15 protein-coding genes are annotated in these 15040 nt (G+C 59.0%); 7 read left to right on the forward strand and 8 right to left on the reverse strand.

The genetic code is table 11. The annotated features are described in order from the left end of the window. Positions 1-6: 6 nt before the first annotated feature. The 4 genes from H7850_RS14890 to H7850_RS14905 all read left to right on the forward strand — a co-directional run bounded on the left by H7850_RS14890 (position 7) and on the right by H7850_RS14905 (position 3414). A complete protein-coding gene (locus tag H7850_RS14890) occupies positions 7-711 on the forward strand; it encodes a hypothetical protein (RefSeq protein WP_092848819.1) in 705 nt (234 codons plus the stop codon). Further along, on the forward strand, positions 704-2551 hold the full coding sequence (locus tag H7850_RS14895) for a V-type ATP synthase subunit A (RefSeq protein ID WP_227370336.1): 1848 nt from the start codon (positions 704-706) through the stop codon (positions 2549-2551). The genes H7850_RS14890 and H7850_RS14895 overlap by 8 nt, the downstream gene beginning before the upstream one ends. A gap of 147 nt (positions 2552-2698) precedes the next feature. Next, positions 2699-3181 carry an SDR family oxidoreductase gene (locus H7850_RS18350; protein ID WP_218155408.1) on the forward strand — a complete coding sequence of 161 codons (483 nt, stop codon included), beginning with the start codon at positions 2699-2701 and terminating at the stop codon, positions 3179-3181. Further along, positions 3118-3414 (forward strand): hypothetical protein, encoded by a 297-nt coding sequence (locus H7850_RS14905; protein WP_227370388.1) that lies wholly within the window; start codon positions 3118-3120, stop codon positions 3412-3414. The genes H7850_RS18350 and H7850_RS14905 overlap by 64 nt, the downstream gene beginning before the upstream one ends. On the opposite strand, the gene H7850_RS14910 is transcribed toward H7850_RS14905, so the two are convergent. From H7850_RS14910 to H7850_RS14940, 7 genes are all read right to left on the reverse strand, one after another. After that, positions 3402-4316 carry a DMT family transporter gene (locus H7850_RS14910; protein ID WP_092848813.1) on the reverse strand — a complete coding sequence of 305 codons (915 nt, stop codon included), beginning with the start codon at positions 4314-4316 and terminating at the stop codon, positions 3402-3404. The two genes, H7850_RS14905 and H7850_RS14910, sit on opposite strands and share 13 nt — an antisense overlap. Then, a complete protein-coding gene (locus H7850_RS14915) occupies positions 4313-5353 on the reverse strand; it encodes a cation diffusion facilitator family transporter (protein ID WP_227370337.1) in 1041 nt (346 codons plus the stop codon). Before H7850_RS14915 ends, H7850_RS14910 begins: the two co-directional genes overlap by 4 nt. Before the next feature lie 252 nt (positions 5354-5605). After that, complete coding sequence (gene istB / locus H7850_RS14920; RefSeq protein WP_092848808.1) at positions 5606-6346, reverse strand: IS21-like element helper ATPase IstB; 741 nt, start codon at positions 6344-6346, stop codon at positions 5606-5608. A gap of 170 nt (positions 6347-6516) precedes the next feature. Next, positions 6517-7929, reverse strand: a complete 1413-nt coding sequence (locus H7850_RS14925) for a tyrosine-type recombinase/integrase (protein ID WP_177223442.1) — start codon at positions 7927-7929, stop codon at positions 6517-6519. Then, positions 7895-8527: a hypothetical protein gene (locus H7850_RS14930; protein ID WP_177223441.1), complete on the reverse strand. Its 633-nt coding sequence runs from the start codon at positions 8525-8527 to the stop codon at positions 7895-7897. The genes H7850_RS14925 and H7850_RS14930 overlap by 35 nt, the downstream gene beginning before the upstream one ends. Before the next feature lie 2 nt (positions 8528-8529). After that, a complete protein-coding gene (locus tag H7850_RS14935) occupies positions 8530-10485 on the reverse strand; it encodes a hypothetical protein (RefSeq protein WP_092848805.1) in 1956 nt (651 codons plus the stop codon). Continuing rightward, positions 10482-12284, reverse strand: a complete 1803-nt coding sequence (locus tag H7850_RS14940; protein WP_143097609.1) for a hypothetical protein — start codon at positions 12282-12284, stop codon at positions 10482-10484. The genes H7850_RS14935 and H7850_RS14940 overlap by 4 nt, the downstream gene beginning before the upstream one ends. A 641-nt stretch (positions 12285-12925) precedes the next feature. On the opposite strand from H7850_RS14940, the gene H7850_RS14945 reads away from it, so the two are divergent. From H7850_RS14945 to H7850_RS14955, 3 genes are read left to right on the forward strand one after another with little or no spacing between them, the layout of a single operon-like run. Then, positions 12926-13108: a DUF1654 domain-containing protein gene (locus H7850_RS14945; RefSeq protein ID WP_227370338.1), complete on the forward strand. Its 183-nt coding sequence runs from the start codon at positions 12926-12928 to the stop codon at positions 13106-13108. After that, on the forward strand, positions 13105-13551 hold the full coding sequence (locus tag H7850_RS14950; RefSeq protein ID WP_319799290.1) for a translesion error-prone DNA polymerase V autoproteolytic subunit: 447 nt from the start codon (positions 13105-13107) through the stop codon (positions 13549-13551). Before H7850_RS14945 ends, H7850_RS14950 begins: the two co-directional genes overlap by 4 nt. Next, positions 13548-14045, forward strand: coding sequence for a hypothetical protein (locus tag H7850_RS14955; RefSeq protein WP_319799291.1), 498 nt, complete (start codon positions 13548-13550; stop codon positions 14043-14045). Before H7850_RS14950 ends, H7850_RS14955 begins: the two co-directional genes overlap by 4 nt. Before the next feature lie 480 nt (positions 14046-14525). On the opposite strand, the gene H7850_RS14960 is transcribed toward H7850_RS14955, so the two are convergent. Continuing rightward, a complete protein-coding gene (locus tag H7850_RS14960) occupies positions 14526-15017 on the reverse strand; it encodes a sterol desaturase family protein (protein ID WP_227370339.1) in 492 nt (163 codons plus the stop codon). Positions 15018-15040 lie beyond the last annotated feature (23 nt).

Raw genomic sequence — 15040 nt, forward strand, 5'->3', positions numbered from 1 at the left:
ACAACGATGTCCAAACGCCACCAGTACGTCGACCTGCTCGCCAGCCTGCCGGCCCTGCCCGCCACGCCCTTCGGCCGCGAGCCCCTGCCGATCTCGGCGATTCGTCTGGAGCGTCGCCTGGAGACTCTGAGCGACGCCCATCGCGACACGCTAGAGGCGCTGGAGAGCCTGCTCGACTGGCGGCATCTGGGCCTGGAGTTGTCCACCGTGGCCTATATTCATCGCTACCGGCAGGCGGCGCCTCGGCTGGCGGAGCAGGGTGTGAAAGATCTCGTCGAGGCCCAGCTCGAACAGTGCACCCTGGTGGCGGCCCTGCGTCGACGCCGGTCCGGCGACCCTGCTCCGGCCTTGGGCGAAACCTGGGGAATCGGCCCGCGCCTGGCGCATATCGGCGCCCACTGGCAGGCAGCGCTGTTCGGCCTGGGAGCGGTCTTTCCCTGGCTCGCCGAGGCCCGGGAGCATCTGGCGCAGGACCGTCCCCGGGAGCTGGAGCGACGGCTCATCGAGGAGAACTGGCGGCGGCTGGAGCGGGCGCGGCGCTATGACCGCTTCGACTTTCGCGAGGTCGTCATCTACTGGCTGCGCTGGCGACTGATCGCCGCCTGGCGGCGCTACAACGCCGAGGCGGCACAGCGTCGTCTGCGAGCCGATATCGCGCGGGGGCTCGGCGACTACGGAGTGCTTTTTCAGGAGGTCGAGAGTGATGGATAAGGATTGCCGGGTGGTCAATGTCCAGGACGATATCGTGGTCATCGAGGCTCTTGAAGATTCGAAGGGGCTGATGAAGAACGAGGTGGTCTATATCCGTCCCGCCCAGGATGAGGAGGAACGGGACGTCCGCCTCAAGGGCGAAGTGCTGCGAGTCCAGGGCAAGCGGGCGGACGTTCAGGTCTTCGAGGATACCGGCGGCATCAAGGTGGGCGACGGCGTGGAGCAGACCGGCGAGATGCTCTCGGTCACCCTCGGCCCGGGTCTGCTGGGGCAGATCTACGACGGCCTGCAGAACCCCCTGGAGCAGATCGCCCTGCAGTCCGGCTTCTTCCTGCCTCGGGGGCTACACCTGGCGGCCCTGGACAGGACCACCAAGTGGTCCTTTTCCCCCAGGGTGCGCATGGGCGCCAAACTGCGCGCCGGGGACACCCTGGGCACCGTGCAGGAGGGGCGTTTCACCCACCGCATCATGGTGCCCTTCGACACCCGGGGGGAGCAGGAGGTGAGTTGGATCCAGGAGGGCAGCTTCGCCGTGGACGTACCGGTGGCGCGCCTCGTCGACGAGGCGGGCGTCGAGCGCCGGGTCACCCTGGCCCAGCGCTGGCCGGTGCGCACACCGCTGCCGCAGCGCCTGCTCGCCAGCCACGCCAGCGAGCGGCTCTATCCCGACCGCCCCCTGGACACCACCATTCGGGTGATCGATACCTTCTTCCCCATCGCCACCGGCGGCACCGCCTGCATTCCCGGCCCCTTCGGCGCCGGCAAGACGGTGCTGCAGAACCTTATCGCCCGCTACTCCACCGTGGATATCGTGATCATCGTCGCCTGCGGCGAGCGGGCCGGCGAGGTGGTGGAGACCATCACCGAGTTCCCGCGACTCAGCGACCCGACCACCGGCGGCTCGCTGATGGACCGCACCGTGATCGTCTGCAACACCTCCTCGATGCCGGTGGCCGCCCGGGAGGCCTCCATCTACACCGGCATCACCCTCGGCGAATACTATCGTCAGATGGGGCTCGACGTGCTGCTGATCGCCGACTCCACCTCGCGCTGGGCCCAGGCGATGCGCGAGACCTCCGGACGCATGGAGGAGATTCCCGGCGAGGAGGCCTACCCCGCCTACCTGGACTCGGCGGTGCGCAGCGTCTACGAACGCGCCGGCGTGATTCGGAACAACGCCGGCGACAGCGGCAGCCTGACCCTGATCGGCACCGTCTCCCCCTCCGGCGGCAACTTCGAGGAGCCGGTGACCCAGGCGACCCTGAGTACGGTCAAGGCGTTTCTCGGTCTGTCATCCGAGCGCGCCTACAAGCGCTTCTATCCGGCGGTAGATCCCCTGCTCTCCTGGTCACGCTATCGAGCCGAGCTCGAACCCGCCATCGCCGAGCGTCTCGGCAAGGAGTGGCCGGGGCGAATCGACGAATTATTACAGCTGCTTCACGATGGGGAGGACGTCAACCAGATGATGCAGGTCACCGGGGACGAGGGCATCACACTCGAGGACTTCCTCACCTACCACAAGGCCGCCTTCCTCGATCTGGTCTATCTCCAGCAGGATGCCTTCGATGCGGTGGATGGCAGCACCTCCCCGGCGCGCCAGCGGCGCAGCCTGGAACTGATCCATCCGCTGGTGAACGCGACATACGCCTTCGAGGAGAAGGACGCCATTCGCGAGTACTTCACCGCCCTGGCCAGCGAGATGAAGAACCTCAACTACGCCCCGCTGGATTCCAGCGAGTATCGTCGTCACTACCGGGAGATAGAACGATTGGCCCAACAAGCGGGACTCGAACTGGCAGCACTGCTGGAAGCGTCGAATGAGTCCACGTCGAAAAGATGAAATATCTTCATCCATCACCGAGCCGGGCCGCATCGACCAGCAGGACGACCGTCTGGCCATCGTCGACGGCTGAACCTTGGTGCACTACGCGGCCCTCGACGCGATCACGGCCATCTACCCGGCGCAGCCTGTCCACGGCGTGGGCTATTGCTTGGACGGAACCCTGCTGTCAACCGCCGCGGCCGCCATAGGGCGGGACGGTGCCAAGGCAACTGGAGGCGGTATTCGAAGCGATCTACCAGCGTTGGGGGGCTGGACTTCCTCATACACTCCACCGCCTGGGCACGCAAGGAGGAGCTGCATGGACGCCTCACCGATTGCTCGGCCGAGGGCTTCGTGGAATCGATGACGGTGTCCTGCCATTCGCTGATCCTCATGGTCCAGCTGGCTGAGCCGTTGATGGACCGTGGCATTTGCCTGGCTCAGTGCCGCCTCCACACTGGGGTTTTTGTCCGGCCCCATGCTCAACGGTTGGCTCGCCAGCATACCGATGGTGATGCCGCAATCCGAGAGGCTGCTCGGCGGGCCCGTGGCCTGGCCCTTCGTGGTCACGGCAGGACTCGCCGGTGCGATGTGGCTGTTGCTCTACCATCATGTTCACGAACAGCCGGCTCATCGGTGGCTTCCTGACGCTGACGCTGCTGGCGATGCTCGGCCTTGGGGCCTTCGCGGTAGGACTCAGCCTGCAGGCGCGACAGTCGATCGGGCTCGACCCTTTCAGGGTCGGGTTGCTGTTCACCGAGTGCGGGCTGGTGCCGCAGCGTCCGAATCCCCAGGTACGCACCCGTTGGTGCGTGCCCACCGGCGAGGCTCGCGGCAAACAGCCGAAGTATTTCGTCCTCGGTAAAATCTATACGCACTGACAGGGATGCACGGCCTGGCTTTCCCGACCCCGCGACATCTCGCGGGTCAGCCAGAAGCCGGCGCCGAGCAGCAAGGCGCCGCCATAGATCATGCCTCGGCCCGGCACCTCTGCGAAGATCAGAAAACCCAGGCTCGAGGCCACCACCGGCGAGACGATGATATCGACCAGGGCATAGACGTTGGCATTGAGCGACTTCAAGACGATGGAGATGCCGAAATAGGCGAAGCCCGTGGACACGATGCCCAGGCTTGCGGCCCAGAGCATCACCGGCAGTTCCACGCCGAGTGCCGGATAGGCGATCGTCATCGCCACCTGGCCGGGACCCGCGATCAACAGGAACGGCGAGAGCACCAGCGCCGCGACTAGCAGCGACCAGGCGATGTCATTCCCGGTCTCGGTCTTGCCCTCATAGCGCATGTAGGTAACCATCGCGGCGTAGATCGCCCCGGTGGCCAGCGCCACGAGGTTGCCCAGCATATGGCCGCCGCCGAGCGGATTGGCGAGCGCGATACCGATCAGGGCGATGGCGAAGATCAAGACATAGCTCCTGCGCGCCTTCTCGCCCAAGAACAGCGCCGAAAAGATGAACACGAAGAATGGCGCGATGCTCCAGAAGATCACCGCGTTGGCGATCGGCACAAGTGACATGGCGAAGTTGAAGACGCCGCCCTGGGCGGCGATCAGTACGCCGATGATGGCGGTATCCTTGACGTTGCCTTTGGGAAACCGAGGCCATTGCCGAGTTGCCAGGGCCCGCGCTATGAATAGGAAGGCCGCCGCGAAGGCCATGGCATAGAAGGTCAAAGTTTGGATCGGAATCCGCCCGTCGGTAAGCTTAACGAACACACCGATGGTCGCCTCGGAGACCGTGATCAGCGCAAGCAGAAGGAGGGTGTTCATGCCTGCCCTCCCTTGCTCGCCGGTCGCGTGACATCGATCACTTCGGCACCTGACTCGTCGAGACAGGTGGTCTCCACCTGCAGTGTGGCGAAGAAAAAGCCATAATGATCCTTGAGCATGCTATAGCCGGCTTTGAGCACGGCCTGTGGATCGGTGCCGTCGGAGATTCGCAGGTGACCGGAGAATACGTAACGGCCGCTGGTCAGTGCCCAGGCGTGCACGTGATGAGCATTTTCCACGCCGTCAAGCGCTATCAGTGCTTCCGTCACCTCGGCCAGTCGAATCTCGGAGGGCGTACCCTCCATCAGCAAATGGGTGGCATCGCGCAGGATACCCCAGCTCGCCCACAACAGTACGAAGCCGAAGGCCATGCCAAGCAGCGGGTCGATCAGCAAGAACCCGGTGAAGCGAATCACCAGCGCGGTGACGATGATGAGCAGGCTGCCGACGAAAGTCTGGATGATATGCCACAATGCGCCTTTGACGTTCAGGTCGCTGCGGCTTTGTTTCCAGATCAGGCCCAGCGAGACGATCTCGGTAAGCAGGCCGCCAGCCGCCGCCCACAGCATGGGTGCCGTGGACAGATCAATGGGGTCGGTCATCCGCATGCCGGCCATCACGACCACGATCAGCGCCATGCCCAGCAAAAAGCCGCCGTTGACCAGGGCACCCACGATCTCGGCGCGATACCAGCCGAAGCTGCGGTCCTCATCAGCCGGGCGGCGGGCGAGCCGGGCAGCGGTGATGGCCACCAGCACGCCACCCACCGCCGAGAAGGTGTGGAAGGCGTCCGAGATCACCGCGACCGAGCCGGTCCAAAGACCGATGCCCATCTCGATGAAGAAGTAGATCCCCGTCAGCCAGGCCGAAATCGCCATTCCAGATCCACTGGAAGGCATGTGCCCCGCATGGCCGTGACCGCCGTTGCCGTGATTCATAAGCGCACCTTGTCTCCGTTTCAGTACGTGCCATTCGATCATGGGCATCGTGTTCGAGCGATCACGTCCGGGCCCCGGCATGGCCAGAGATTCATTCATGACGCGGCCCCTGCCCAGTGTTGCCACGTACCCCTTTCGACTCGACATCTGATTGGGTCACCGACTGATCCGAAAGGCTCGAGAGTAACCCCGTCAATCTGCCCGCATGCATGAGCGGTTCCTCCAACTTGAGAAGAGCACCGCACGAACAAGGTACACCGGCCGAAGAGCAACGGGTTTGTCGAACGTCTGCATAGAACGCTGTTGGACGAGCATTGTCAATGGCCATCAGAACTGACCCACCCGTGATCGTCAGCTGAGCGTCTTCTGCTTCAGCCGGTAGCTCTCCCCGCCGAGCAGGTAGAGGTGCGAGTGATGGATGATCCGGTCGACGATCGGCACCGCCACGTTGTCGTCGTGGAAGAACTCGCCCCAGCTGGTGAAGTCCTTGTTGGTGGTGATGATCAGCGACCGGTGCTCGTAGAACCGGTTGATCAGCTGGAACAGCGCGTAGCGCGCCTGCCGGCTCATCGGCAGGTAGCCCAGCTCGTCGATCACCAGGGCGTCGACCTTGGCGAGCTTGTGCAGCGTCTTCTTCAGCTCGCCCTTCATCTCCGCTAGCTCCAGCTCCTCGACCAGGTCCAGGGCGTTGCGGAACAGCACCCGGTAGCCGGCCTCGATGGCCTTCTGGCCGATACCGATGCTTAGATGAGTCTTGCCCACCCCTGGCGGGCCGATGAACACCAGATTCTCGCGGTTATCGAGGAAGGAGAAGTCCAGCAGGGCGTTGATCTGGCGCTTGGTGATGGTGGTCTGGTGCCGGTAGTCGAACCCCTCCAGCCGCTTGTCGCTGGGGAAGCCGGCTTGGCGCCGGTAGAGGTCGATGCGCTTCGCCTCGCGGGTCTGGCGCTCGTGCTCGACCAGCATGTCGGCAAAGGCCAGGTAGGAGACCTCGTTAGCCTCGGCCTGAGCCAGCAGCGCGGTGAGGCCGCCGGCGATGGCGCCCAGGCGCAGGCTGCGGTAGCGCCCGACGGTCAGCTCAAGCTGCCCCATGGGTCACCTCCTGCTGGCCGCTGGAGTGGCCAAGCCGGCCGTACTGAGCCAGCTCCGCCGGTGTCGTACAGGGGATCAGGTATTTATGGCGGTTCTGCCTGAAACCCGCTTGGATCAACCTATGTGCAATTAACGCCGTGTATATTAGCCGCACCAAGCCCGAGCACTCCTCAAAACTCAGGCGTTCTCTGGTCTTTAATTCTCGCGATGGGGCGGGTTTCTTTCGCAGCGCTCAGTAATGTATCAATATTCCTGCCGAGCAACTTGGCCTCCTCAAGCGAGGTAGCCGACTCAAGAGCGTTGCGTAAGCCTTGAAGCTCGTGAGAGAAGGCAGCAATTTGCCGCTCGAAATAGGCCATCCTTTCGGCACTGCTGAAGTAGCCTGCCTTTTCATGGGCCATATGCAGGTATGGCGCTACGCCCTGCATTGATTTGTGGCCTGTCTGGCTCATCAGCCGCACGCCTATACCGGCCTGGGCCGCCGCAGATCCCCGGGTGTCCAGGGCATAGGCGCAAGCCAGGATGTCGATCCAGTTATGGCGCAGCAGATGAAGGTGCGCAGGCTCATGCAACCCGGCCAGCTTCTTCAGTTGTAGCACTTCATCGCTGAACGAGCGCGTCGCCCATGACCGGCCATCGCTTGCGACGAAAAGGAGTCCGGGATCGGCATCTATGATACCGTTAGTCTTGCCACGTAAGATCGCCCGCTTTCTCGGCCCCTTGATCCAGCGGATCGCTCGCATGATCAGTTCCGGTGCAAAAGCGACAACTCGCTCATCGTTAACGATGCCGGACTTCGCGACTGTCATGGCAACTCTGACGCTCTGCTGACTCTCGGGGCTGCGCCTCTGTTCCTCCAAACGGCGCTTAGCCTCTTCAATATCCTTCACTGTCAAACGCGACAACTCGATACGTCGTGCTCCTGTCTGCTCCGCGCACGAGAGAAGTAGCTTCATCCTATCCCGGCGAAACTTGCCGCTCTCACCTGGCACTCCTAATCTGGGAATCGCGTTCCAAAGCGCTTCAATCGTCTCCGAAGATACCGGGAAGCGCGGGACCCGGGCACTCACCGGTAGAAGTGAAGCATGAGCGAAAGTGCTCTTTGCGATTGCTCCACGCTTAGTGCGGATCTGATACGTTTCCATACCAATGACAATCTGCGCAGGATCCTCGGTACCAATAACCAAACTGTCGCCGAAGTAGTGCCTACGCTGTAGCCAACTAAGAGCATGGAAACAACGACGCAGAATGGTGTTGATCTGGTTGTTACTCCGCTCTGTTTTATCCCGGAGAAGGTGGTTGCGAAAGTCGACCATCGTCTGGCCATCAATGGCGACGAGCGGGAGCCTGAGACTGTCTAGGTATTGGACGAAGAGCGATAGATTGGCGGCATATGTCTGGAGTGAGCCCACGGCCTTCGTACCCGTGCCGAAGTACCGTAGCAGATAGTCTATGAACGGCCAAAAAGGATACCCGGCATTGTCGAGAATCAATGGCATACCAGCGTCATCGCACTTGTACGCTCTTTTGAATGCCGGATCGCGGATATTAGCGGCCTGCGTCGAGCGGAGAATTTTTCTCATCATTCTCATCCTCAGCCACTTGGCTGCCAGGTAAAGGCTGCTTTGCAGCAACGAGCGCAAGACGGTACTTGGCATGGTGGCGCCGCATCGCCTCTTGTCGATGGGCATTCATTTGAGCTTCGGCTTCCAGCGTGCTTACTGCGTCCAGGTAAGCAGCGCGCAACTGAAGGAGAGCATCTGTGAGGACGCTCACCTGGTGGTTAAGGTCGCTGTTGCGTGCTTTGAGCCCGGTCTTGGTATCCGACCGCTTCTTATTGATTAAGGTGTCCTGAGAATGTTCTCGGAGCGCTTTTTGCTCTTGGGTCTTATGAAGGGCGCGGAGTTGCTTCGAAAGTCCTTTTAAGTCCTTATACAGATTCAGGTCACAATTCTTTGCAGCGTTGACCGAGCAGCAGACAATCTCCAGGCCCTTCTCCTTACTCTTAAACTCCCACGCGCAAATGCATGCCACAGACGCGTAGGCTTCAAAACCATCAGGGATTCGGCCTTCAGTGAGCATTTCCTGCAGATGCCTCTGTTTCCATATCAAGCTCTTATGAATTCTCGCCTGCTTCTCGGCGATCCCGGACGCAATTTGACCAGACTGTAATCTTGGCAAGGCTATGCAACCTCCCTCTGATATCGGATAATGAGCGCTTCGCCTGCGCTCTTCACATCCGGACTGGCAACGACCTCGATGTTGAGCGCTCCTGATTCGTGCAAGTATTCAAGATAGTCTTGGAGATCCTCGTCAGGAATGACTTCGAGGCGGTTGACATTGAAATGGCGCTCCACATCCGCCTCAAGCTTTTCCCGGTTTTCAACATTGGCGATGTGCCTACGCAGGGCTTCCATCGTAAAGCGCGCCTCCTCCTCGAAGAGTTCTGCCCCACCCATGGACTCTTGGATGTAGCGGAGGGTTTGCTCTTTGTTCAGGTGACCCATGAACCATGACAGGGCGTCGAGGGAGGCGTCGCGGCGATGCCAAAAGAAGGCCATCGCGAAGAAGCGACGCAGTTCGTGTGGCTGCACGTACCAGCGAGCAAGAACGTCATTGACGGTCTGGGCTGGTACTTCGATCATGTCGGCGAACTGCGCCATGCGATTGATAATCAGATGCCTCCCCTCTATATCTCGAAGCGCGTCCCCGAAGCGAAAGATGAAGCCGCTCGTGCTGGCAGTCCCCGAGAGCGACGCAATAAGCCCGAATGCCTGTGCGCCGACATCGGGTATCGGCCGCAACACTTCCTGCATAGGTCCATAGTCACTTCCCTTTTCCAGGTAAAAGCGCAGCCGATAGCAGCCCGGCTCGCCGACCAAACCGTCTCCACGGAGCGCAACAAGCTCCTCGACTCGCCGCGCTGAGAACGCGCCAAGCACTAGGAAGCAAGCGCCGATGAGACAATCTATCGCATCGAAAATAGAGGGGGATTCGCGCCGGGTACGGTGTTTGACGCCGGTGTGATATCTGTGGGCACGAACTATATTCAGTGAATCAAGGGCTACAGGCTGGCGTACCTTGCCAAACGCAGCTGTGCCACTGTATTTGCTTAGTCTTTGGCCGCCAGTCGCATCCACTAGGTCGAAATAATAGCCGACCAGCTCGTGGCCATACTCAACCACCCATTTGATCGCGTGATTGAGGTAGTGCAGTGCGATTGGGTATGGAATGGTAGGGGTTCTGTTGGTGCCGCGACCGAGTTGTTCTGCGTATAAGCTTGGGCTTGATTCGATACCGAAGGCGTCAAAGCCAATGCCGTCTGGCAGATACGGACGTTGGGTGAAAAGTTCTCGCCAGGGTAGCAGAAGACTATAGATCGTGTGCTTGCCAACGGTAGGCTCTACGTCATCACCCCAGCCATTCGCGATTCGAAGATCGACCAGCTCAGTTGTATAGGCACTTCGGTCATTGCGTCGCGGCATTGATAACCCGCTCTCCTCCAGAATGGCCCTCACTGCTGGACTCTTGGCTAAATGTACCATCGGGAGATCGGTCGCATCGGCCAACTTCTGATAGGAAACCAAGCCATCTGCATTCAGTATTGAGCTGTAGTCCTCGTTATCTTCTAGGTCCGCAAGATACGCCTGAATGTTCTCAGAGACACCGAGAAGGCCCTCCAAACCCCGCTGGACATCCTCAAGAAACCATTCGAAGTGCTTCACTGTCAGGGCCCCGAATCGGAGCATGGTTAAAGGCTCGCTCAAGCCTCGCAAGATCATCCAACGTATGAGGGCTATAGCGCCATGGGCAAGTTTTAGCTGCACCCTTGCATTCGATGTGAACATCGAAGGGCCGGAGCGGGAGAGCCACACCAGACGCCGGATCGTCTCCAGCAGATCCGCCATCTCCGGGTCTAGCAAAGTCCTTCCCTTCAGCAACCTAACGTCCCAGTTGATACGATTGGCTCTACGCCACCGATCGGTGCCGGGGACTCGCTCTTCTTTGCCGAACCCCCTTTTGATGTACCACACCGGGGCGTGCCAGTCGGACAGCAGCCAATCGGCTATAGGAGTCTCCGAGAAGTCAGGAGCATCAAGAAAGCTAATGAGTTGGGCGCGGTCGAGAGACTTTTTCATGTAGCCTCCAGGAGCTCGTTGAGACATGGGAACTCGATTTCGCAGTCTGTATTGCGCGCCAGCGCGAGGCCTTCTCGATAGATGCTCGCAAGTTCGCGGTCCATACAACTGCGCATGACGCCATGTAGACAATTGCGCAGGTCGAGCCAATCGCGAGCCAGAAAGCGTTTATAGACTCTATCTAGACTGAATCGGGGGTGCCTCGCCTGCAACTCCTTGAGCGCATCGCACAGCCGCTCAAGCACCGCGACATTCCTCGGGCTGAGCATAAATACCGATTGCTGTTGCGGAGTGGATTCGGCCACGATCTCCCGATCTCTTCTTTTGAACATGGGGGACCCGGACAAGGCCTTGTCTTGGCGAATCGCCTCCAGCTCGGTACTCAGCCCATCAAGGGACTCAAAACGCAGCGCTTTCACCAAAATATCGGCATCTTGCTGCGTTGCAGCGATAACTAAGAGGTTTTGGAATTTGCGAATCTGATGCTCATAGAAGGCGTCCTGGATCTCTTTGGGAATGTAGTTGCGGAGGGCGACGTCGGGTCTGTTATTAAGATACGCGGCGGCGACCTGCATATCGCCTCCGGCTTCGAACCAAACCACAACGCCCCCCAGGACACGGACATCCGCTCGGGTTATAGGCTTCGAGATAAGCGCGCTGATACTAGGCCAGCGACGCAAGAACGCTTTCCAAAGGCTCTGATGCTTTCCTATCGGAGCCGGCACATCGCCCCTTCTTGGTGCCAGCCACAGGGCCATTTCGCCATCTTGCCGCCAGTGCTCCGTCATCGCATACAGTGCGGACATGATCTCCGAGACACTGATCGCCTCGCTTGGGCCTGCAAGCTTATGAACGACCTTCGCCGCCCTTGGCTTCACAACAGCAACACGGGTCAGGGCGGGGTCGTCGAATGAGCTAGTTAGACGCAATTCGCCATTTAAATTTTGCAGGCGAGCCGAATCCAGTGACTCCACGTTCACTCCTAGCTCAATCACCAGCAGAATGAAGAACGCTACGGAGGTTGTTCGAGTCAGCCCAAGATGGCGACGAACAAATTCTCGACCGTAACTCTGTGTCACACTTCCCCATGAAAAGGGCAGTGCCTCCAGGACGGCGATTCCGTTGTGGCGGTGATGAAGGTAGCCCACGAGATTCTGCAAACCATTTGGGTGGTACGTCGAGAAGAAACTGATGCGAGCCTGGTATTTGCCATGCCGCAGATCAGGGTCACACGTAACGCCCCGGCCCAGGAAGTACTCCAAGCGCTCGATGTCACAGGCTCTAGCCATTTCCTGACCTCTCTTGAAGAGTTCGATGGATTCGCTGGCCTCCTGCTGAGCCGCCTCCCGAATAGCTCGCAAAAGCTCGCTGCTGGCTCTGTGAACGTCGTCGAAGAACTCTCCATCTTTCACGCTCGGGAGTGCAAGTTTGCGTGCACTGCTACTCGTAATGGCGAGCTTGTCCAAAACGGTCGGAGTAGAGCGATGAATTTTTCGAAGTCCCGGCACTTTCTTATCTAACGGAGGCAGTGGAAAAACCGGGATTACTTTGATCTGTTGTAATTGCCGCAGGTGTAGGCGACCGGCTTCCCAATAGCGATGAGAGGAGAGATATTCCCGCTCTTCCGAGCTGAGCCACGAAATCAGCCAGCTATGAAGATTATCAAAGACTTTGGTTGCGCTCGATTGGTAGAAGGATGGGTTCCGACCATGGGTGGTGCACCACTCCAGATAGTTATTTATCGGATAAATAACATGCTGCTGGGTGGTCTGCGACCTCCCCGCCAGTTGCCTCTCCATACCTGAACGCAGCCGATCAGCTTCAGAGACAGGAAGGTGGCGCAGCCCCGAGAACTGGTAGGTTCGGGTCTTTCGCCCTCCCGGGAGGATGCATGTGAGGGTAAAATTGGTACCTATGTCAGAGCGCCCGACTGTCATATAGCACCATTGCTTCTTTATGATTGTTGTCATTTAGAAGCGTAGCGTAGTTATCAGGAAGAGACCGAAAATAATTCCTTTTTAAAACTGATATTTATTAAATTGATAAATTTACTCACAAGCTAAATGATAGTGCAGCAGACCGACTAAAGAGGTTCCAGCTGCCGATCGTGATATCCGCTGATGCTTGACCCCAAAGGCCAAGGGCGAGCGTTAGCGCGACGGCGGACTTTAGCGTATTGAGCAGGCGGAGCATGTAGGCCTCTGATGAACAACACATTCAGCCGGTGCAACTTACCGGATTAACACAACCAAGCCAACTTAAGCTCGCCCCTGCCTGTTGAGACGCACGCCCAAATGAAACAGTGCAGCATGCTCGGTTCGGTGAAACCGATACACCCTGCGAGTCACATTGGCGTTGAACGTGCATTAGCGATCGCCTATGGCTCATTTGGCTCAGAATACTGTATAAAAGAACAGTATTCACAAAATGGAGACACCTCATGGCAACACCAACTCTCGCTCACCATGACTATCACCTTGTTATTCAACGGCTTCCCGATGAAAGCAAGCGCGAATGGCAGCGCACGCTCGACAAGATTGAAGCCCATGGCCATGCCACCGTGACGCGTCTCCCGGACGATTGCGCGGGTCTCAGGTGGGAACTGCAGGAGGCGGTGGCATGATGTATCTCGATGTGGTGGGTCGTGTCGATGAAACGGCAACGGCACGCTTGCTGCCTCTCTTTGCCGATGTAGTTCGTGCCGGTTTCCCCAGCCCGGCAGATGATTATATCGAAGCGAACCTCGACCTCGTCGACCACTTGGTGCCGCACCCCAGCAGCACGTTCTATGTCCGTGCAAAAGGGGACAGCATGGAAAGTGACGGGATCTACGATGGTGATTTGCTGATTGTCGATCGCTCGCTCGAACCCCGTGATGGCGACGTGTTGATTATTGCCCTGGATGGTGAACTGACCTGCAAGCGTTTGGGGACGATCGGCCAGCGCCCCTACCTGCTTCCAGGCAGCCCCAACTATCGACCGATCCCGCTTACCGGCGTTGAATGCCATGTATGGGGCATCGTCACTCACAACGTCCATGCGCTTCGTAGAGGCGTCGGGCGATGATTGGGCTAGTCGATTGCAATAACTTCTATGTGAGCTGCGAACGGGTCTTCGATCCGCGTCTTGAAGGACGCCCCGTAGGCGTGCTGAGCAACAATGATGGCTGCGTTGTTGCGCGTTCACAGGAGATCAAGGAGCTGGGCGTCGCGATGGGAACCCCGGCATTCGAGATCCCGTCTGAAATTCGTCGTCAATGCACGCTGTTGAGTTCGAACTACACCTTGTATGGCGATATGAGCGCCCGGGTCGTAGCCACACTGCGCGAGTTCACGCCTGATGTCGAAGTCTACAGTATCGACGAGTCGTTTCTCGGCTTTGATGGTTTCGACCCGCATGGGCTTGAAGCGCATTGTCAGCAACTGCGCTACGAGACGAAGCGCAATACGGGCATTCCAGTCAGTGTGGGACTCTCAACGTCGCGAACACTCGCCTTATCCGTAGGAAATCAAATCTGGTTTAAAGATCTATCATATCTGACTTTTGACTTGTGCAAGTAGATTATGTGGATGAATGAAGGGTATCCAGATTAAATGGTGTATATGGCCTTTTACCAATTCATGATCACGCCTTGCTTTCTCCGGATTATCTGGTTGGCAGGATCGGAGGAATACTCGCCGATGAGCTGAACAAGCAACAGCCTCAAAGGCGCTGTCGCTTCCCGTCCTGGTGAGGGCTCACAAAGGGCTGGAGCAGCATACGATCTAGCCGCAGGTTACGCGGTTCCCTGAACCCCTCGATGCCGATCGTCATGCCGAGATGCCCGGCGGCAGGTTGGTCCCGGTAGGTGCCAAACAGACGATCCCACTAGGGCAGGTTGAAGCCGAAGTTACTGTCGGTTTCCCGACGGATGATGGAGTGGGGGACACGGTGCATGTCCGGCGTCACCACAAGCAAGCGCAGCCGGCGATCGAGCCTGGCTGACAGGTGGATGTTGGCGTGGTTGAACATTGAGGTGGCGTTCAGTAATACCTCGAAGATCAGGACCGCCAGCGCTGGGGCCCGAACAGAGTCACCACGGCGAGCTTGATGCCCATCGAGAGCAGGATCTCAAGTGGATGGAAACGCAGCCCTGTAGTAACGTCGAATTCCAGGTCCGCATGGTGCATGCGATGCAGCCGCCAGAGCCAGGGGACAGCATGGAAGAGGCGGTGTTGGAAATAGATGGCCAAGTCCAGCACGACCACGGAAGCGACCACGGTCAGCCACACCGGGACCGCGATCAGGTTAAAGAGGCCCCAGCCTCGTTCGGCGGCGACCAAGGCGGCACCGACGGCGGCCAGCGGGAAGACCAAGCGAACCGCCAATGTGTCGAGGACGACGATCAAGAGGTTGCTTGGCCAGCGCTGGCGACGGTGAATGTGTTGAGGCCGACGCTTGGCGACGATCTCCCACAGTGCCATCGTCAGCAGGACGAAGGTGAAGATGGCCCCACGAATTAGCGGCTCATGAGCCAGTAGCGTATCTGACATGACGGTGCCTTTTGTCCCCTGAT

Source organism: Halomonas sp. M20, assembly GCF_020622265.1.
In the GTDB taxonomy this organism is placed as follows: Bacteria; Pseudomonadota; Gammaproteobacteria; order Pseudomonadales; family Halomonadaceae; genus Modicisalibacter.